The 18,894-nt window shown below is 41.3% G+C and carries 20 protein-coding genes; all 20 read right to left on the reverse strand.

The annotated features are described in order from the left end of the window. On the reverse strand, nucleotides 1–317 hold a 317-nt coding region (locus HP439_RS10310), incomplete at its 3' end, for an LpxL/LpxP family acyltransferase (protein ID WP_484592842.1). A gap of 2 nt (nucleotides 318–319) precedes the next feature. Further along, entirely contained in the window at nucleotides 320–1,240 is a 921-nt protein-coding gene (locus HP439_RS10315; RefSeq protein WP_216657820.1) for a DUF6268 family outer membrane beta-barrel protein, read from the reverse strand. Between the two features lie 234 nt (nucleotides 1,241–1,474). Continuing rightward, complete coding sequence (locus tag HP439_RS10320) at nucleotides 1,475–2,092, reverse strand: porin family protein (RefSeq protein ID WP_172390257.1); 618 nt, start codon at nucleotides 2,090–2,092, stop codon at nucleotides 1,475–1,477. A gap of 134 nt (nucleotides 2,093–2,226) precedes the next feature. Then, complete coding sequence (locus HP439_RS10325) at nucleotides 2,227–2,982, reverse strand: LytR/AlgR family response regulator transcription factor (RefSeq protein ID WP_172390258.1); 756 nt, start codon at nucleotides 2,980–2,982, stop codon at nucleotides 2,227–2,229. Continuing rightward, nucleotides 2,979–3,905, reverse strand: a complete 927-nt coding sequence (locus HP439_RS10330) for a sensor histidine kinase (protein WP_246229329.1) — start codon at nucleotides 3,903–3,905, stop codon at nucleotides 2,979–2,981. The genes HP439_RS10325 and HP439_RS10330 overlap by 4 nt, the downstream gene beginning before the upstream one ends. A 275-nt stretch (nucleotides 3,906–4,180) precedes the next feature. Continuing rightward, nucleotides 4,181–4,657, reverse strand: coding sequence for a DUF4405 domain-containing protein (locus tag HP439_RS10335; protein ID WP_172390260.1), 477 nt, complete (start codon nucleotides 4,655–4,657; stop codon nucleotides 4,181–4,183). Between the two features lie 11 nt (nucleotides 4,658–4,668). Beyond that, nucleotides 4,669–5,259 (reverse strand): NAD(P)H-dependent oxidoreductase, encoded by a 591-nt coding sequence (locus HP439_RS10340; protein WP_172390261.1) that lies wholly within the window; start codon nucleotides 5,257–5,259, stop codon nucleotides 4,669–4,671. Between the two features lie 83 nt (nucleotides 5,260–5,342). Then, entirely contained in the window at nucleotides 5,343–5,864 is a 522-nt protein-coding gene (locus tag HP439_RS10345) for a Crp/Fnr family transcriptional regulator (protein WP_172390262.1), read from the reverse strand. 279 nt (nucleotides 5,865–6,143) lie between these two features. Next, a complete protein-coding gene (locus HP439_RS10350; RefSeq protein ID WP_172390263.1) occupies nucleotides 6,144–6,752 on the reverse strand; it encodes a hypothetical protein in 609 nt (202 codons plus the stop codon). 110 nt (nucleotides 6,753–6,862) lie between these two features. Beyond that, a complete protein-coding gene (locus tag HP439_RS10355) occupies nucleotides 6,863–7,222 on the reverse strand; it encodes a VOC family protein (protein ID WP_172390264.1) in 360 nt (119 codons plus the stop codon). Nucleotides 7,223–7,454: 232 nt separating this feature from the next. Next, nucleotides 7,455–8,084: a TlpA family protein disulfide reductase gene (locus HP439_RS10360; protein ID WP_172390265.1), complete on the reverse strand. Its 630-nt coding sequence runs from the start codon at nucleotides 8,082–8,084 to the stop codon at nucleotides 7,455–7,457. Between the two features lie 17 nt (nucleotides 8,085–8,101). Continuing rightward, a complete protein-coding gene (locus tag HP439_RS10365) occupies nucleotides 8,102–8,677 on the reverse strand; it encodes a TlpA family protein disulfide reductase (protein ID WP_172390266.1) in 576 nt (191 codons plus the stop codon). Between the two features lie 34 nt (nucleotides 8,678–8,711). Further along, the gene (locus tag HP439_RS10370) at nucleotides 8,712–10,382 is read right to left on the reverse strand and encodes a protein-disulfide reductase DsbD family protein (protein ID WP_172390267.1); all 1,671 of its coding nucleotides are present in this window, start codon (nucleotides 10,380–10,382) and stop codon (nucleotides 8,712–8,714) included. Between the two features lie 11 nt (nucleotides 10,383–10,393). Continuing rightward, a complete protein-coding gene (locus HP439_RS10375) occupies nucleotides 10,394–10,840 on the reverse strand; it encodes a protein-disulfide reductase DsbD N-terminal domain-containing protein (RefSeq protein ID WP_172390268.1) in 447 nt (148 codons plus the stop codon). A gap of 20 nt (nucleotides 10,841–10,860) precedes the next feature. Further along, nucleotides 10,861–11,427 (reverse strand): TlpA family protein disulfide reductase, encoded by a 567-nt coding sequence (locus HP439_RS10380; RefSeq protein ID WP_172390269.1) that lies wholly within the window; start codon nucleotides 11,425–11,427, stop codon nucleotides 10,861–10,863. An 8-nt stretch (nucleotides 11,428–11,435) separates the two neighbouring features. Next, entirely contained in the window at nucleotides 11,436–12,494 is a 1,059-nt protein-coding gene (locus tag HP439_RS10385; protein ID WP_246229330.1) for an efflux RND transporter periplasmic adaptor subunit, read from the reverse strand. Nucleotides 12,495–12,564: 70 nt separating this feature from the next. Further along, on the reverse strand, nucleotides 12,565–15,741 hold the full coding sequence (locus tag HP439_RS10390; protein ID WP_172390271.1) for an efflux RND transporter permease subunit: 3,177 nt from the start codon (nucleotides 15,739–15,741) through the stop codon (nucleotides 12,565–12,567). A gap of 10 nt (nucleotides 15,742–15,751) precedes the next feature. Further along, nucleotides 15,752–17,137 carry a TolC family protein gene (locus HP439_RS10395; RefSeq protein ID WP_172390272.1) on the reverse strand — a complete coding sequence of 462 codons (1,386 nt, stop codon included), beginning with the start codon at nucleotides 17,135–17,137 and terminating at the stop codon, nucleotides 15,752–15,754. Nucleotides 17,138–17,247: 110 nt separating this feature from the next. Then, a complete protein-coding gene (locus HP439_RS10400) occupies nucleotides 17,248–17,604 on the reverse strand; it encodes a hypothetical protein (RefSeq protein WP_246229331.1) in 357 nt (118 codons plus the stop codon). A 206-nt stretch (nucleotides 17,605–17,810) separates the two neighbouring features. Next, nucleotides 17,811–18,359, reverse strand: a complete 549-nt coding sequence (locus HP439_RS10405; RefSeq protein WP_172390274.1) for a cysteine hydrolase family protein — start codon at nucleotides 18,357–18,359, stop codon at nucleotides 17,811–17,813. Nucleotides 18,360–18,894: the final 535 nt, after the last annotated feature.

Genomic DNA, 18,894 nt, shown 5'->3' on the forward strand with positions numbered 1-18,894 from the left:
TCCAGGTTCTCAAACACTATCTTGTTTTCGAGCACGGACTTTGATGCAGAAATAGCTTTTAGAATTTCAGCGAAATAAACGACAAAGCAAGCATAGAATTTCTTAACAATCGCCTGTATCTCGCCGTATCTTTTTTCCGGAAATGAACGGGCAATATTTTGAATGACCACTGCTTTTCTGTATCCAATATAGTAAGCAAAGAAGAAAATAATAGAAGCCAGCGAATAAACCACTACCATAGGAAGCAGGCTTAGTCCGTAAGCGACGCCATATAGCGCTTTGTAAGCAACTGTCTGAAACAGTCTTTTCGTACCCATAATTAAAACTTCATTTTTACGCCGATTGACGCGTATGGAGAAACAGAGAAATAATAATCATTATCCCCGGCAAATACGCCTTTCAAAGTTCGATCGCTGTACGAAGCTGGGCGATATAGATTTATTCCGGCCATACCGGTTACTGAAATCCCTTTCTCTCCGAGCTTCAATTCAGGCCGAAAGCCGGTAACAATATATTGATGAGAGAAAATTACATCTTTTCCATCTTTCTGCAGTAAAGCAACCTGTCCATTCATTTCAAGGGCATAAGATAGTTTGAATCTGTCATTAAAATCATAACCTGCCGAGACTTCCAAACCTTCGATCAATTCAACATTCACGTCAAATTTTCCGTGAGATTTCCATTTAAGATAAACGGCGGGAAACACCATAGGATAACCTAAAGAACTGTTTATTGCTACCCCACCACCAATATCTAAATTGGGATTCAGATGACGGATAAAAACAACACCACCGCTCGCTAATACATTTTTAAAACTAATTTTAGAAAAATCAGTAGATGGGGTAAATATTCCCACGCCGAGACTCGCCCGGATCGACCATCTGTCATTCAACGGACGTAGATGATATGCTCCCACTTGTAAATTCATTATCTCGGAAACCATGTCGTCGGAAAAATTTTGGTTTTTTAAGGAGACGTATGCCCCCCCAACGCCGACACCCCAGATTATGGGACGGTTATTCTCATTGATTCTCGTATATAACGGTATGTTAACCGCGCCTTGATAAACTAAAGCTGAGCCTTTGCCATCGCCGATTTTCTCTCTTGGTTTCTCGCCAGGCGGCAAATAGTAATATCCCGAATTCCCAATATATTCTGTCTTGAATGACACTTGTTGTGCCTGTCCATCTATGTATAACAACATAAGTAATGTTGCTAGGGCTAGTGTTGTTAATTTCATGTTGTATTTAAATTTATTTTTTCTGTCCACCTTATCTCTGGCAAAAAAACGTTGATTGAAGAAGAACAGAAAGCGCTAAACTGTAAACTTCAGAATCTAACGGCTAGACTTTAGAATTTAGTGGATGAATATTTTGAAGGAATAAGAGAAGGGAATTGAAAATAAACCATCGCGTCGGAAATTTGGGCCTGGATCTTTTGGGCAGCCAAAAATTCCATACGCGATTTAATGGTTTTAAAATTTGTAGCCAATTCCGATAGATGCGCCGTGGCTTTTCATTGATCCGCCTTTTCCCTTATGTAGATCTGCAAGACCGAATCGATAACTGGCATTTATCTGCCAATTCTCTTTGAAATCGTACCCGATAATACCTCCTAAACCGTAATCGAATCGATTCATTGCGCTTCCGGTTCGGTCGTTCTTTTTGAACAGGTTAATACCATTAGCCTTCGCGCTAATTCCGTAACCGACATAGGGACCAGCGCCAAGGAATGCGTTTCCTGTTCCCAATTTCCCCTGCACAATTCCGTAAACGGGTACTTCAACGCCGAAAGATTTCAATTTATCGGTAGATCGTTCGGTTTTAGACTCCAATTTCGATATATTGTAATAGACATCGAGCCCTGTTTGTAAAGCGAAATTTGGGCTTAGATCATATTTAACAAAAGCGCCCGCCGAGCCACCGATATTCATTTTACTTTTGAACCGCTTCATTTCGCCGCCCAAACGATAATTAGATAAACCAGCGCCGGCTTTCAAACCAAATGATACCGGTGTGTCCTGCGCTGACACTTTAGAAGAAAGAATTAATGCACTGATTGCAAAAACAAATGTTACTACGTTCTTTTTCATTGTTTAAATTTTAATTTATATTAATTTCTAAACAAAAGAACGGAGCGAGGACCGCTTATGAAATCTGTATCTGACCGGCTTTAGAATTTATGGAATGAAGTATAGCTGGGGCGTTATGAATTTTCCGATTCTGGCTATTCCACGATCCCATCCATCCACTTCAAAAACTCCGGAACGCGCACGCGGCTTACTAAAACGTCGTGGGGACATTGCGGTAGAAAGGAAAGTTTCAGGCGACTATTGAAGTATCTGGTCACATTTTCGATCGCTTTTACATTTCCTATACAATTACGGGATACACGAAAAAAAAGTCGTCTATCGAGCTGTTGCTCTAACTGATCTAATGTATAATTGATGATGTATCGTCTATCGTTGAATGTATGGAGGAACACCACACCATCTTCGCTATAAAAATGCCCAATATCAGCCGTCTCTACATAATGAAAGTTTTCTCCTTTGGATATTAGGAAACGATTTTTGGTTTTGAATGACAGTAGCCGTTGATAGCTCATCGGCACCCCCTGCAATGGAGGGTTATGAAAAATGGTCTCAAATTTAGTCAACGCTGCCTCTAATTCGTTTTCATCGAAGGGTTTTAATAAGTAATCGATGCTATTCAATTTAAACGCTTTGATCGCATGCTCGTCATAAGCGGTCGTAAATATCACAGGTGTGGTCACCTCTACGTGATTAAATATCTCAAAGCAGTTCCCGTCCGCCAAACGAATATCCATAAGAATTAGATCAACCGAAGATTCTTTTAGAAACCCGATGGTGTCTATAACGGTTTTAGTTTGCTTTTCCAATACATAATCCGGGCGTAGCTTTGTCATCATACGCTTAAGTTCTTCATAAGCAAACCGCTCATCCTCTACTATTAGGTATTTCATGATTGAATATATGGGATTTTCACAACAAACATCTGCTCGGTATGCTCCACGATAACCGTTTTTTCATACAGTTTATATTGATCGGCGATATACTTTAGTCCTATCCCGCCTTTATTGACGTCGCTTGACGGTTGGATATTGTTTTCAACGGTGATATAGTCAATATCGATCGTAATTTTTATATCAAGCAATGAGTCTTCGGTTGCGATATTATGCTTAAACGCATTCTCGATAAGCAACTGCAGGGTTAAGGGGATAATATCCTTGCGAGCGCAGTCTGCCATTTTGTATATTTTGAAAGTAAAAGAATCCTCAAACCTCATCCTCATCAGGAAAAGGTAAGAGTCCAAAGCATCTAGTTCCTCGCCCACGGAAACCACCGGTTGCCGATTGAGGGAAAGCACATATCTATAGGTTTTTGAGAGGGCCTTTGTAAACTTGTTTGCGTTCTCTGGATTAATATAGATCAAAGAAGAGAGCACGTTTAACGAATTAAACAGGAAATGGGGATTTATCTGCGCTTTCAATGTTTCGTGTTGAAACAACAGCACTTTGCGTTTCGCTTTTTCGGAATCGGCTATAGCTTTCTGTTCAGACTGAAAATAATGAATTAGCTCAAAGACCAATAGAATCGGGATATTCGTAGACATCCCAAATGCAAATTTAACCAGAAAGGAAGGCATCCCTTCCTTTGAGATCAAAAATATGTCATAGATCAAATAGTTAAAAGCCCATAGTAGTATTAAACTTACAAGCGTTATACCTATAATGTCCGCCACAACGCGGTACAACACATTTTTGGAATATGGCAGGTATTTGTTTAAAAATATTAGTAAGCCATAATCTGCCACACACATGGTGAAAATAACAATATAATGGGCTGATAACTGAACGTGAAAATTATTCCATAGATCTTCCTTCATTAAAATAATGCTGAAGAGCATCTGACACAACGCATATATCAACGAGGAAAAAAAAAAGATCAGCGGTCTTTTAATGTCTATGTTCTTTATTCGAGCCATTATTCAAAAGTAAAGTTTCCTAATAAGATTTATCAAAAATCTTGGTTTTTTCCGATGAACTTCATTTTTTAATGGATGAATTTAACGGATTGTAATCTTTTCTGGTATTTCCTGCCCTAGCGAAATCTCGATTTCTGTAAACTATAACCCCACAATCCACATTCAGATCGCAGAGGTTACTCGGTTATCAAATCGATTACCTCTTCGGGATCAGCTCCGTTATTAATCCATATATCTTCAATAGTTACTGCTTTTTCAATCGATAGTCCATTTTCATTTAATTTCCCAACGGCCCTCTCGTAGTTGATACCCAATGCGTTGAACGCATCATTAATAGGTGCTTTCACGATCCGTCCAATAATAATTGTGTCCACAGGAGGGGACATTCTTTCCCAAACGACCAGTGCAATAGATAGGGTTATTACAGCGCACAGAGCTGGTATAAACACTCCTTTCTTGAAATGTATTTTTAATGCTTTCCAATTAAGTAAAACATGGAATACAGCACACACAATAAAAAACAGACCTAAGAGTTCATGAACCACTTCGGTATAGCCGTCAAGGATATGGAACAACATCAATAAGCCTGATAGCCCCACGACCAGAAAAACCAATGAAATAAAAGGCGTGACATAGTTTCTATTCAGTTTCATACTTTTGAGGTTTAACTAAATTTTGAATATCTGTTTTCCATATCTGCCAGCCATTTTTCCCTTTTCTTTTGACTGACTGCCTTCACCATGTTATAGCTAACCCATTTAAGGTTTTTATAGCCCATGGTTTTAAAAACACTTTTTATCATCGCTTTCTTGATTAAGTTCCCGATGAGCAATGAATACATAATTTTAGGTTTATTCATCGTAGTGATAACCGTTACGCCTTTAAGGTTCTTCAGCAGCGGCAATAATCCAAAACCACGGGGATGGTGTTCGTACACGACGCCGGGACCGAGTACCCTATCAATAAAACCCTTAGTCATTGCAGGCATTAAATCCCACCAAATCGGGAAGATAAACATCAGATGATCCGCCTTTACCAGACGTTTATTGTAATCTATTACTTGGGGATCAATCGGTTTGTGTTCTACAAAAGCTTTTAGATCGGCCTTTGACATAACCGGATTAAAGCCGTCATTGTCCAGATGCATCAGATCGACTTGGTGACTTGCTTTTTCTAGTCCTTTGGTTACAGCATTTAAAATTGCGTTTCCAAAGCTCCCTTCGTAGGGATGATTAAATACTATCGCTACCTTCATTTTTTGTGTTGTTGATTTCATTCCACAAAATTGAGAAACCAATCAACCCCGAGGCGATAACAATTGTAAAGAAATGAATTTGTTTATCGTCTATTTCGAATTCGGCTTAAAGACACCGAGGTTATACCAAGATAGGAAGCAATATAATGCTGTGGAACCCGCTGAATAATATGTGGATATTCTTCTAGCAGCTCCTGATAACGTTTTTGAGGACTATTTTTAAGATAGGAATAAAAAAGTTTTTGACCATGTAACAGTCGCCGGAACAAATGTTCCTCTAGCTCTTTCTTTATTTCCGGCAAATTTTCAAGCGAATTTTGAAAGTCGTGTTGTGAAATCGTTCGTAAAATACTGGGTTCTAAACTCTCAATGCTGTATAGGCTTGGTTGATTGGTCTTAAAACTCTCGATGGAGGCCACGCGGTCGTTTTCAAAAAAGAATTGGGTGGTAATTTCTTTGCCATCGTTGTTAATCCAGGTGCGTAAGCATCCTTTCTCAATAAAGAACATGGTTCGTGAAATTTCTCCTTCCTTTAATAGGGTTGTTTTGGCGGCAACCTCTCTTCGTTTAAAAAGATGATCGAATTTGTTCCAGTCAATAGCCATCAATCGCGTTGTTTAATTAATCCAAATTTAATTTAAATATAAGAAGATCATAAAAAGACTCCAATTGGGTGTTAAACAATAAGGTTGATTATTTCGGATACCCCATAACTGGATCACGATGATCTCAAGCCCTACCTATTTAAGATATGGTCCTAAACTAGTAGAACGATGTCAGCTATAACATTGTCCAGTTCAAAAAACATCTTGGATTCGTTAAATAAATCCCATACTGACCTGATTTTCAGGATCGCTAACGTCCGGTAATATCATTTTTAGCTCTCAATTAGAGGCATTCAGTTCCTGAATAGTTTTCCCGTTTTTATCTATAATTTTAAACAATGGATTTCCAATACTATCTACCGATATTATAATTCTCGGTTTCTCATCTGGCCCATTTATAACTAGGCTTGAATTGCCATTGTCTGTCATAAGGTTAATTCTGTTAACGTTACTCCCCACCTTCCCTGAGGTATCTTTATCGTTGATAATCAGCCCTGAGCGGTAACTCTCTTGTAGGTTGCTTTGTTGCGTTATTAACCCGATGGCATCGGCGTTATTATAATCCAGCGCGAGCGCGTAAGTACTTGTTTCAGGGTTCTTAGAGAGCGCGATGCCGCCACATTCGTCTCCCTTTTCGTTATAAAAGACAATGCCTGCCGGACTCAACGCTCGCTTATATTTTTTCCCCATAATAATTGGTGGCTCCATCTTCTCTTGGTTTGATAGAATTATTCTTTTAACCCCACTTTCATCCACTATATTTATCCGCTTTACCGTTATCTCTTCAAAGTTTTCATTCATCGTCTTAAAGGAATAAGATAGCCAAAGAAATGCCACTGTCAATACCCCTGCATAAAACGCCAAGGCAATCTGAGAAATTTTTTTCATGTGTATTTAGGTTTTAATTAAGTCTTATCGAGTAAGTACACTATTAGGATTTGATTCTAATAATTTACCTGTTAGTTGTTTCACAATCCCCGTTTTCTTACTAAAAAGGTTTACTTTGACCATACGGCGAGTTCATAACCGTCTAAATCCGTAAACTGGAACCGCCTGCCACCTGGAAAATCGAAAACGTCTTTAACGATTACGCCTCCTGCTTCTATTATTTTGCTTTTCGTTGCTTCAATATCATCCGAATAAAGAACAACTAAGATAGTTCCTCTAGATGGCGCGCCGTAAGTAAATCCGCCGTCCACATAGTCACCCGAAAATGCGGTATACTCAGTTCCGTAATCGGTAAACTTCCAATCAAAACATTTGGTATAAAAATTCCTGGCTTGAACGATATCGTTGGAAAGAAATTCGATATACTGTATCTGCTCGTGTTTCAAGTTGTACGCGTTATTTTCAGTCATAATTTTTTTATTTATAATTACAAATATAGCTGATTACAGTCGGATGATTCCAAATTCGATACTCAAATTTACCAAAATCAGAGGTGACATTATCACAGCTATACCAAAAAACAACCAAGACAGATATATTGTTTTTTAGCATTTCGAAAGTGATATTCATATATATAACATTAACTTAAATACATTATAATATATCACTAATAATCAATTATATATATAAACTTACATCAACTTAATGTTGAGACGATAACTGCTCTATCTGTTGGATAAATTTGTCGGAAGCGTAATTTGCGAACCCAGTATCGTGAAAAATTATTTTTCCATTTTTATTCAGTACTACCGTAGTAGGCAATGTCCCCTTGTATATTTCCTGGGGGACATCTCCGGCCGTTAAGAATGTGGGTACTGTATATTTTTCCTTTTGCAGAAAAGACCTTGCTGCGGCAGGGTCACTATCTTGGTTGATCGTCAAAAAGAACACGTCAGGGTTATCTTTGAACTTCGTGTAAAGAGTCTCTATAGATGGAAACTCTGCCCTGCAAGGTGGGCACCATGATGCCCAAAAGTTGATAAACACCACTTTCCCCCTTAGCGATGAAGTGTTTCGGACGACCCCATTTTGATCCGCGAAATCAAAATCTGTGTTAACTGGGCTTACCTCACCTCCACGCTCTTTTTCTATACTTGCATTAAAAAGCCCCGTTACCATCAATTGCCGCAGCACAAATGATTTTGCATCAGGGACAAACAACATAACCATTATAACAATTATCATCACTATGGTAAAGCCATTTTTTTTTATACTTTTCCAAAATGACAGCAACGGCTCTTCTTTGTTTGGAATATCTTTATTATCCAACATAATAATTTTTAAATATGCTATTTACTATCAATAAGTTCATTCAATGCTTTAACTATATCAGGATTTGTATAATCCCTACCTCCCTCCATTCTGGCGGCGATTTGTCCGCTCTTGTCGAGTATGACCGTAGTGGGGATTGCGCTCCCGAGAAAGTCTGATGGTATCTCACTTGCGGGAATATAAACAGGTAGGTCGTAGCTATTTTCTTTCATAAAGGCTGATGATTTTTCCATCTCGCTATCCACATCGATCATGAGAAAAACAATATCCTGATTTCCTTTAAAGGACTTTTTCAGTTCGTTAATAGAAGGCATTTCCTGGATACATGGAGGACACCAAGTCGCCCAAAAATTGATGAAAACAACTTTGCCTTTTAGTGAACCCAATGCGACGGTCTTCCCGTCTTCGCCTTTAAAAGAAACTGGTGACGCTGCTACCGGTGTTTCGACCGTATCTGGCTCTTCGGCAATAGCATCCGTGTTCTCAACTTTATTTTCTTTGCCCTTATCGATATTTCCACATGCCGCAAGTGAGATCGCGGTGATGAAGAAAAGACCGAAACGAACTGCCATTTTTTTAAATTGCATTTTCATACTGAATGATTTTAAACTGATTTCTATTTAATATTTATTTATTTCTGTATTTGTCTATTGCCGATGTAATAAAACTATAATAGCTTTTCGGATCATAGTTTGCACCGATCGGTTCTACAAGTATTTCTTCACTCGAAGGGTCTAAAAGTACGTAATAAGGCTGCGAATTGGAATTATACCTACTCGCCTGAAAATCGCTCCACTTATTGCCTATCGTGCGGATAGTATTACCACTAAATGAAGATACAAATTGTTCTTCTTGCGGTAAAGCCGTCTTATCGTCTACATATAGCTGTATAATAACAAGTTCCTCATTCAACAATCTATATACATCCTTATCAGGCCATACCGAGGCTTCCATCTTCCGGCAGTTAACGCAGGCGTGACCAGTGAAATCAAGCATCACAGGCTTATCAACTGTTTTGGCGTATGCCATACCCTCCTCATAGTCAAAAAAGACGTTAAGGTTTAACGGACCGTGGAATATATCTGCATACTTACGTTCTTTGCCTTTAATTGCAGTACCCGACTGTGATCCCCCAAAAGATGATGTGTACAGGTCGAAATCCTGGGTACTCTGAGGTGGCAAAAATGCCGAAATAGATTTTAAGGGCGCTCCCCACAATCCCGGAACCATATAAAGCGTAAACGACAGTACAATCATGGAGAGCACCATCCTGGGCAAACCTAACTTATCCACGGCACTATCATTGGGAAAACGTAATTTCCCCAATAAGTAGAAACCAAGATATCCAAAGATAACAATCCAAAGTACCAAAAAAACCTCTCTGTCAAACCAATTCCAATGATACGCAAGATCAACGTTACTTAAAAATTTTAAAGCAAGAGCAAGCTCCAAAAAACCAAGGGTAATTTTTACGCTGTTTAGCCAGCCGCCCGACGATGGGAGGCTTTTCAGTAGGCTGGGGAACATTGCAAAAAGCGTAAACGGTATGGCCAGAGCCAATGCAAAGCCGAGCATCCCAATGGTCGGGCCTAAGAGCTCACCCATTGTGGCTGCCTGTACGAGCAATGTTCCGATAATTGGACCAGTACAAGAAAACGATACTACCGCTAAAGTTGCCGCCATAAAGAAAAGGCCCAACATGCCGCCGCTGTCTGCCTTGCGATCCAGTTTGTTTGCTACTGATGAGGGTAATGTTAATTCAAAAGCTCCGAAAAACGAGAATGCAAAAACAACCAAAAGGAGAAAAAAAGCAAAATTGAATATGCCGTTTGTCGACAGGCTATTCAGTGCGTCTGCACCGAACATAATCGTTATTACTATGCCCAGCAGAACATATATAAATATAATAAACAATCCGTACAACATCGCGTGTATCACTGCTTTGCTTCTTGAATGCCCATTTTTAGTGAAGAAACTTACAGTTAGTGGTAACATTGGAAAGATGCAGGGCATAATAAGTGCGGCAAGACCGCCAATAAATCCCGCTATAAAAATTGTCCACAGAGAAACGTTATCGGTCAAGGGATCACCCTCTTTCGGTTTGATCATATTTCCCTCTGAGTCAGATAGTAAATCATCTATATCTCTCGCATTACTATCGATAATAGTAGACTGTTTTTCAGCCACCTCTGTGAATTCGAGCTCATCAAAGGATATGAGGCTGTCCTGCGCACTGGCAGGAGCAGTCGCAAGACCACTGATGAATAGTAAGAAAAAAAATTTTATAATGAGCTTCATATTGAGAATTTCTAATTAACAGGAATACTAAATTTAACCTCTTCCGGCGGCAGGCATTGCAGATCGTTACAAACCATAAAAGTAACCATACCTTTAACCGCTGTTGAGCCAGCTAGGAGATCCACCCGCTGCTGGAATACCACCGATTTTTGATGGTACCCGATTTTCATTCTAAATGTCGGATCGTATTTAATTTCGGGATTAGGTGCTATGGTTTTCCCCTTCAATTGGAATTCGTTCGATGGATCGAACGAAAATACCGTAGGCTCTGGCCCACCTTCTGGGACGGTTTGCGAATAGATATGCCAACCCTTCTCTATCGTTGCCTTTATAAATAATACAGCTTCCGTATCGTTAATCTTCTTTGAGGCGTACGACCATTTTACAGGTGTTAATATTTGCCCAAATGAAGTAGCGCTTATTAAAAAAGCAACTACAAGTGATATTATTGTTTTCATTAAATCGAGTTTAGTATTTATTATTCTTCGTTCAGCAGTGCGTCGATCAAGTCTATTACTTCCTGTGAGGAGTAATCCGCTCCACCAATCTGTCTACCAACCACATTGTTATGCTTGTCGACTATAATTGTAGTTGGAATAGATCCCGTAAACAACTCTGCAGGAATTTCACTATCAAGAATATGCACAGGTAAATCAAATTTCTTCCTTTTCATAAAAGCTTTTGCCTTTTCAATCTTTCCGTCCATATCAACCATAAGAAAAACAAGATCCTGGTTATCTTTAAAGGTTTCTCGCAGTTTATTGATGGACGGCATTTCATGGATACACGGAGGGCACCAAGTTGCCCAAAGATTAATAAAAACAACTTTTCCTTTTAAAGAGTTTAAGGAAATGGTCTTGCCGTTTTGGTCTTTAAACCGTAGATCCGGCGCCGGTTGATCTATGAAAGTTACGCGCTTTTTATTATAAATATTTCGCCCGGATAACTCCTTTTCATTCATCGCATCTATGCTCGATGATACGTCGGGGAGTCCTGTAATTATTAGCAGCAGAGCTAGTACTATTTTTTTTATATGTATGTTCATGATACGGGTTATTTAATTTTACCTTCTTTAATTTCTTCCGATGGTTTATTAACGATGTGGTCCCCGGGAGATAAATCACCAAAAACCTCTGTAAGAGTATCCATACGAATGCCCTCTTTTATCGCGACGCGTCTTATTTCATCTTCGTTTAGCGTCATCACATATGCACCGGACTGCGTATTTAATATACTTTTGCTAAGCACCCAGTTTGAGGGATTTTTACGTTTTAATTTCAATTTGACCTGTGCATAATCCCCCCCTTGCAATTCTCCTGCGGGATTAAGTACGTCAAATTCCAGTGTAAGGGAGCGGTTTTGCGGATCGAGCAGACCCGAGGTGCGGGAAAGCTTGGCATCGAAAGCTTTCCCAGGCTGCGAACTGATCGTAAATTCAGCAGCCATCCCTTGGTGTACGGACGAGGCGTGCTTTTCGGGCAGCGACAAGGTCAAACGGAGCTTATCGCCTTGGGCCATGAAAAATAATGGTGGATTAGAACTCGAACCCGCCAGAGCTCCAATAGACACATTCCTTTGCGTAATCACACCATCGAAAGGCGCTGTAATGCGCAAGTATTGCTGTAGTTGTGACGAATGTGCGGTTCCAGCTTTGGAGGCATCATAGGCGGCTTTAGCACTTTCCATCCCACTTTTAGCTCTGTCTAGCTCAATATCAGCGACTGCTCCGACGGTTCCGGATGCTTCAACTAGCCGGTCATAGGCTTGTTTTGCATACAGGTAATCGCTATAAACTTTCTGTTCTGTAGATCGATCCGAAAGATATTGCTGCTGCATCTCGGGAGCTTCAAGTACCGCTAATAACTGTCCTTTACGAACCCTTTCGCCGCGTTCAACGTACAATTGCTTTACAAACCCTGTCACCTTCGCATAAACAGCTACCTGCTCGTAGGGTTTTAGTTCTGCTGGCAGAGATATTTCATACTCGGGATTTATAAACCGTACCAAGCCTGTAGTATAATTAGTGGCCGGAAGCTCCGAACTTTTCTTCTGCGCGTGTCGCTGTTCTTTTTGAGTACAGGCAGAAAGAGCTAAAACTAGAACTGTTGCCAATGTCAATATGATTGTTGATTTTATATTTATTGAGACGCTGTGATACATTATATTCTTATTTTAATGTTTATTATATCGTTTGTTTTTTACCTTGTTCTGCATGATACATACTATACTCATCATCAGGATCTAAGGACGGACTGACGATAGAAGTTCTTGACATCATGGAAGAAAAAAAATGTGGAACTAATAGTAAAATGGTCACCGTTGAAGCAATAAGCCCGCCGATCACCGCTCGGCCTAGGGGTGCTACTTGCTCTGCGCCATCACCCAAACCCATCGCCATAGGAAGCATTCCAGCAAGCATAGCTGCGGCCGTCATCAGTACAGGCCTTAATCGGGAAGAGGCGGCAAGTCTAGCAGCATTAACGGGTTTAAGTGCCATCTGTTTACGGTAATATTCCGCCTGATTGACTAATAATACCGCGTTAGACACCGACACGCCGAGCGACATAATTATCCCCATATAGGACTGCAGGTTGAGCGTGCTTCCTGTAAGAAAAAGTATAACAAGGCTACCTGCGATAACAGCAGGCAAGACAGAAAGAATAACGAGCGGCACTTTAAACGACTGGTAGTAGGCCGAGAGCATCAAGAATATAGCGATTACAGCAACACCCAATCCTGCTAACAGGCTGCCCAGGGTATCGTCTAATAACTGTAAGGTTCCCTCTGTCCAAATAGTGGTCCCGCGAGGTGGTTCACCCGCATCTGTGATAGCCTGCTTCACGTCTCTGGAGGCTGTACCCAAATCTTTGCCATACACATTGGCAACCAGGGTAACATAACGGTTGGGCCCCTTCCTATTTACTTGGGCGGGCGCCATGACCCTGCGTATAGTTGCCACATCTTCCAGTACAGGACGAAGGCTTCCCCTTCTCAGGGGCAGCGAACGCAGTCTTTGCTCTGACATGAGACCCTCGGGTATCTGTACCTGTGTCTGAAATACGAGTCCCGACTTCGGGTCAACCCAGAGGTTTTTATCCGTAAAACGAGTGGATGAGGTTGCTGTCACAAGGCTGCGCGTAACGTCCTGCATGGTCAATCCAAACTGGCCGGCTAGCTCACGGTTCACCTCGATTTCCATATTGGGATAGTCCATCGCCTCTGCGATGCGGACATCACGCAGGTAGGAAATTTGTTTAAGGTTAGCTTCAATTTTTGAAGCGTGGGCAAATGCGCTTTTTACCTGAGCTGCTCCTACCTTGATTTCAATAGGTGTCATGGCACCCTGTCCCATAATTTTCTCTGTCAGTTCCATCGGCTCAAAATTAAAGGAGACTTCTGGGTGCTTCTCGATGATTTTGTTACGTACCGTTTCTTTGAACTCTTCCATTGACCCCGCATATACTTGCTGGTTGACGGATATTTGCAAGATAGCTTCGTGAGAAGCACTACTGAAAAGGAATATAGGGTTGATAGGCGACCCTGCGGGGTGCATCCCTACAAATGCGGAGGTAATATTCAATCCCCCCTCAGGCAACTGGCCTTTAATATCCGCCGTAATACCTTTAACAATTCGCTCGGTTTTTTCAATTCTGCTTCCCTGAGGCGCCTGTATTCGTATTTGAAAATCGCCGTTATTGGAGATAGGCATTACATCCGTACCTACAGCGCTCAACAATACGCCACCTATTGCACACGCAACCAGCACATACGCTATAAATAGCGGTATCGCTTTGGTAGACCATTTACGCATTCTGTATGAATAATGTACCCGGAATTTCTCAAAGAAGGCCCGCTTTCTCGGTGTGTCCGCACGTGTGTTATGCTTATTCTTCATCATCCAGTTTGCCAGTATCGGAACGAAGGTCTGTGATGCTAAAAAGGAAGCAATCATTGCAAATGCAACCGCCATTGACAAGGGCATAAACATATCTTTTGGAATACCTGTCATAATAAAGGCTGGGGTGAGCACCGCGAGGATACACAATAATATCAACAGTTTAGGGATAGATATCTCAAGCAAAGCATCTACAATTGCCCGTTGCTTGGGTTTACCCATTTCCATATGCTGATGTATATTCTCTATTGTGACGGTGGCCTCATCGACGAGAATACCAATAGACAGGGCAAGACCACTCAAAGTCATGATATTGATCGTTTGGCCAGCAATGTGCAGGACGGTGACCGCCGACAGAATCGCGATCGGGATAGTCAATACAACGATAATAGCTCCTCGGGTATCGCCCAAAAATAATAATATGACTAGTCCGGTAAAAATAGCGCCCAAAACACCCTCATGAATTAGGTTAGACAGTGAGCGTTCGATGTAGCTTGATTGGTCAAATTCGTAACTGATTTTAACATCTTCGGGCAACTGTTCTTCCAGCAGTGGAATAGCGGCCTTTAAGTTTTCGACCGCATCTAAGGTCGAAGCGTCCGCTTTTTTAATGATCGGCAGATATACTGAACGCTTGCCGTTTATCAATGCATAGCCCACCGTTTGGTCTGCTCCATCTTCTACGCGGGCAACATCACCAATGTATACGGTCCGGTTGTCATTTGTTTTCACCGGTGTTTCCAATAATTCTTGAGGTCCTTTGGCAATGGAGTTAATGGGAGCCATCAAATTTTCATCGCCTATACGGATATTTCCGGCGGGAGAAGGAAGGCTGTTCTTGGTGATGGCAACCGTTATATCTTCGGGGCTTAACCCATTCGCCTGCATCGCCTCGGGATCAATATTGATTACGATGGAACGAGTAGTCCCACCGAAAGGAGCTGGTGAGGTGATGCCGGGAATTTGTACGAACATTGGCCTTATTTTAGTCAACGCCAACGTCTGTATCTCGTTAACCGAGCGCTGATTACTTTCAAAAACTAGGTTACCCACAGGAAGTGAGCTACCGTCGAACCGCACCACCATAGGCGGAACCGCTCCAGGCGGCAGAAACCCCATTGCTCTTGAGACGGATGTAGACACCTCTCCGGCAGCCTGCGCCATATTCGTTCCTGGATAAAAGGTCAATTTCATCAGGGTTAATCCCTGAACGCTTTTAAAATCAATATTCTTCACTCCACTGACAAACAGGAGTACTTTCTGAAACTCGTTAGCCATAAAGCCATCCATATACGCCGGCGACAATCCACCGTATGGCATCGCGACATACATTGCCGGAAGCTCTACCTGTGGAAATATATCGACGTTTATCTTTTTTATAGTGTTATAGGAAAAGAAAGCTATTGCTAGCACGATAACCATAATGGCTAAAGGTTTCCTTAACGCAAATCTTATCATATTCATAAACGATCAATTAAAGGTTGTTAAACAAAAAGTCGAAATCTGCTGTCAGTTCCGCCTGATACGCAAGAAGTATCCAATAATCTTTGGATGCTTCGATATGGCTATTTTCCGCCTGCTCAAGCAATAAACGTATCTGCAGCAGTTCGCTCAATGTGATTAAACCGCTTTTGTATCTCGCTAAATACATGTTGTAAGCATCCTGCGACTGCTGCACAGCAAGTTTCGTTTTCTGAAGCTGCTCGCGCTGGTGAATGATCTCCTTCTGCCAAGCGGATAAATCTGCCTGTATAGTCCGCTGGTGCTGCGAACGGAGTATGCTGGCACGCTGCGCTTCTTTAAATAGTTGCTCTCCCTTCACACGGTTGGTATGCAGGTTGGTTAAATTCCAGGTTATACCGACCCCCACAAGGAAATTATTGGTCGTATTGCTAAAACCGTCTTTCCACGAACCCGATACCGTTCCATTAGGGCCAATGCCGGTGCCTCGATGAGCATAGCCCCCTAGAAAACGTATGGAAGGTAAAGAAGCACTTTTCTGCGCTTCTCCGGCTAATGCGTAATACGCAGACTGATGATCCAAAGCATCTAAAATGGGGTGTGAAACACCTATGGTGCTTTCACTGATTACATGTTCTGCGGATGGATTGCTAAACCGGGATACGGATTCTGAATAATCAAGGGTCTGCTCGCCGTACAGTTCCAATAGCTTGATCAACGAAGCGTCGCTTTTTCCCGTCCATTTATCGTTTTCACCTATCGCCTGTACATAGGACGAGGAGGCAAGCAGGCTGTCGGCCGCAGGACGCAAACCGGACGCTGATAAACCTGCGGTTATCTTGCGGATATCATCCAAACGGTCGACGTTCCGTTGGGTCCATTGAAGTTTTGCTTGGTTATACAAAAGAAGGATGTACCGCTCGGATAAGATCTTTTTCAAATCAAGTAAGTAAGCCTCTTTTTCACTTACCGATTTTCGGCGCAGCGCACCGGCAGCGGCACTTTGTTTGTGAAGCTTCCCAAATGAAAACAACTCCCATTCAACGGTGGCAGATCCAAACGTGTTCGCTGCTGTGGAACTGCCGCCGAGCGGTGCAGGTGAACCGCTGACATTAAAAAAACCGGCTTGCGGAAAAAATGCCCCAGCGCTTCCTTGATATGTCCCATAGGTGTTCTGCGCCTGTGCTTTCACCTGTGGTAGCATCTCACTATTTACGGACCGCTCATGGAGTTCAGCGGCGTCAACGGCTAGTGCCCTTGCTCGGATGCCCGGATAATTCTCTTCGACTTTAGGCCACAGGATGCCTAAAGTATTTTTGCGCTGCTGTTGTGCGTATAGCGGAAACGTAGCAACGATGATAAGCCACAACAAAGTGGTTACCATAATATGTTTGATCATATTACTATACAATTTGGTTAGGCCGTATAAAAGCGACCTACGATTACTTTATAATGAAAAACAAAGGAAATTTACCCCCTAATACAGTCGGGTTTAGTGGGCAGGAAGGTTTAGTGAGAATAATGAATAATAAGTTTCCTATATTCCAAAAAGATAGGAACGGCATTTCGAATCTTCCCACTACCGCTGTAACGCGGATGTTTACGCTGGTTACTTACAGGGCGAAAGCTAAATAAAAATAAAAAAGCCGCTGTAAAAAGTACTGCAGGTAGTAGGTCGCTCGCGTGGAATGAAAATTTTTGCGTAGTCTGTGTCTCCCAAGCATCAACCTGAGCACATTTTTCAAGCATCGCCGATGAAACGTTCTGATTACCTTTCGGTAAGTTTTGTTCGGTGCTCGGAGATGCACCTATTAAGGATTTGATACTGGTTTTAACGGCACAAGATGAAAGCAACACTAAAAGCATTGTGGCAACAACAAATACGTGCTGTTTACAATTTTTTAAAATATATAATATCGCCTGATTCATCAATGCGCTAAAGTAGCGTTATTTGCTAAACGGAACAAGAGCCTGTGTGTGTTTTAGGGATTTTTAACAGAAATGATACCTAATTCGATCAACAAACAGGAACAGGGGCAATTTCCTGTTCCCGCCTTTTTGAAAATCGAGTGTTATGCTGAAATGAATTGATCAGCCGAGCTTACGTTCGCATAAAAGAAACTCAGCGCGGCAATAAATGCAGTATGTACATCCACCGCTTTTACTACTTTTCCATCTAATTCTTGATCCCGTGATGCACAGGCATCGCTTATAACCGTACATTCAAAACCGAAATCCTTTGCAGCTCTGGTAGTAGCGTCGACACACATATGGGACATCATCCCCGTAATAACCAGTTCTGTTACGCCACTAGATGTCAAATATTCCAACAGATCGGTCTCTCTAAAACTATTGGGATAGTTTTTCTGAATAACTTTCTCCCCTTCATGTGGTTTAACATTATCGTGGATCTCAGCGCCATGTGTTCCGGGATGGAAAAACGGCATATTACCACCAACTGCGAGGTGTTGAATATGAATTACGGGGAGATTGTTCGCCCGAAAATGATCAATAACTTTACGAGCCTCCAGACTCGCTTGGTGAGCGCCTACGAGCTCCCATGCGCCGTTTTCAAAATAATCGTTTTGAATATCAATTACTATTAATGCTTTTTTATTCATAGTCTGAAAATTTAGTACTCTATCTATTTTAGATAGCAAATCTCGTAAACTAAATGGAAGAGTAAACTACCAAATCAACGAGAATAACTACCATTTTGATAAACGCATTCATTGCTGTTTCAACAACTTGTAATACATTGGTTTTCCTCGAAACCTGAAAACAAATTGTGCCTAGCGTAAAAGCGAGATAAGTGGTCCACGGCGACTTTTTTTTACAAACGTTACCCCTTAAAATTGCATTCCGAATAATTTTGCTTCTCCCTCATTGACGCGTTATCAGATACAACTTCTCTCCTCACCGTCCGAATCTCGATCCAATATTAAATTGTATCACTCGGGAAATATAGATAACACGCAGGGAAGTACAGACACCCTAAGGGGCTATATGTCGAACTATCTTTGTAATATCAATAACAAATCAATTTCACACATAAACAAATTAGCAAAATGGAAAACACATTTAAAGTCTTAAAAAGAGAAGAAGTTTCTGCAAAAAACCAACGGGTATTCGATGAACTTAAAAAATCTTTTGGTG

The organism is Sphingobacterium shayense, from assembly GCF_013179575.1.
Classification (GTDB): domain Bacteria; phylum Bacteroidota; class Bacteroidia; order Sphingobacteriales; family Sphingobacteriaceae; genus Sphingobacterium; species Sphingobacterium shayense.

Coding starts and splice junctions, on each gene's coding strand:
- HP439_RS10370 (WP_172390267.1), bottom strand. CDS start 10,382: ATGAAGCTCATTATAAAATTTTTTTTCTTACTATTCATCAGTGGTCTT.
- HP439_RS10390 (WP_172390271.1), bottom strand. CDS start 15,741: ATGAATATGATAAGATTTGCGTTAAGGAAACCTTTAGCCATTATGGTT.
- HP439_RS10345 (WP_172390262.1), bottom strand. CDS start 5,864: ATGGCTATTGACTGGAACAAATTCGATCATCTTTTTAAACGAAGAGAG.
- HP439_RS10360 (WP_172390265.1), bottom strand. CDS start 8,084: ATGTTGGATAATAAAGATATTCCAAACAAAGAAGAGCCGTTGCTGTCA.
- HP439_RS10320 (WP_172390257.1), bottom strand. CDS start 2,092: ATGAAAAAGAACGTAGTAACATTTGTTTTTGCAATCAGTGCATTAATT.
- HP439_RS10365 (WP_172390266.1), bottom strand. CDS start 8,677: ATGAAAATGCAATTTAAAAAAATGGCAGTTCGTTTCGGTCTTTTCTTC.
- HP439_RS10325 (WP_172390258.1), bottom strand. CDS start 2,982: ATGAAATACCTAATAGTAGAGGATGAGCGGTTTGCTTATGAAGAACTT.
- HP439_RS10315 (WP_216657820.1), bottom strand. CDS start 1,240: ATGAAATTAACAACACTAGCCCTAGCAACATTACTTATGTTGTTATAC.
- HP439_RS10350 (WP_172390263.1), bottom strand. CDS start 6,752: ATGAAAAAAATTTCTCAGATTGCCTTGGCGTTTTATGCAGGGGTATTG.
- HP439_RS10335 (WP_172390260.1), bottom strand. CDS start 4,657: ATGAAACTGAATAGAAACTATGTCACGCCTTTTATTTCATTGGTTTTT.
- HP439_RS10330 (WP_246229329.1), bottom strand. CDS start 3,905: ATGAAGGAAGATCTATGGAATAATTTTCACGTTCAGTTATCAGCCCAT.
- HP439_RS10380 (WP_172390269.1), bottom strand. CDS start 11,427: ATGAACATACATATAAAAAAAATAGTACTAGCTCTGCTGCTAATAATT.
- HP439_RS10395 (WP_172390272.1), bottom strand. CDS start 17,137: ATGATCAAACATATTATGGTAACCACTTTGTTGTGGCTTATCATCGTT.
- HP439_RS10355 (WP_172390264.1), bottom strand. CDS start 7,222: ATGACTGAAAATAACGCGTACAACTTGAAACACGAGCAGATACAGTAT.
- HP439_RS10340 (WP_172390261.1), bottom strand. CDS start 5,259: ATGAAGGTAGCGATAGTATTTAATCATCCCTACGAAGGGAGCTTTGGA.
- HP439_RS10375 (WP_172390268.1), bottom strand. CDS start 10,840: ATGAAAACAATAATATCACTTGTAGTTGCTTTTTTAATAAGCGCTACT.
- HP439_RS10405 (WP_172390274.1), bottom strand. CDS start 18,359: ATGAATAAAAAAGCATTAATAGTAATTGATATTCAAAACGATTATTTT.
- HP439_RS10400 (WP_246229331.1), bottom strand. CDS start 17,604: ATGCTTTTAGTGTTGCTTTCATCTTGTGCCGTTAAAACCAGTATCAAA.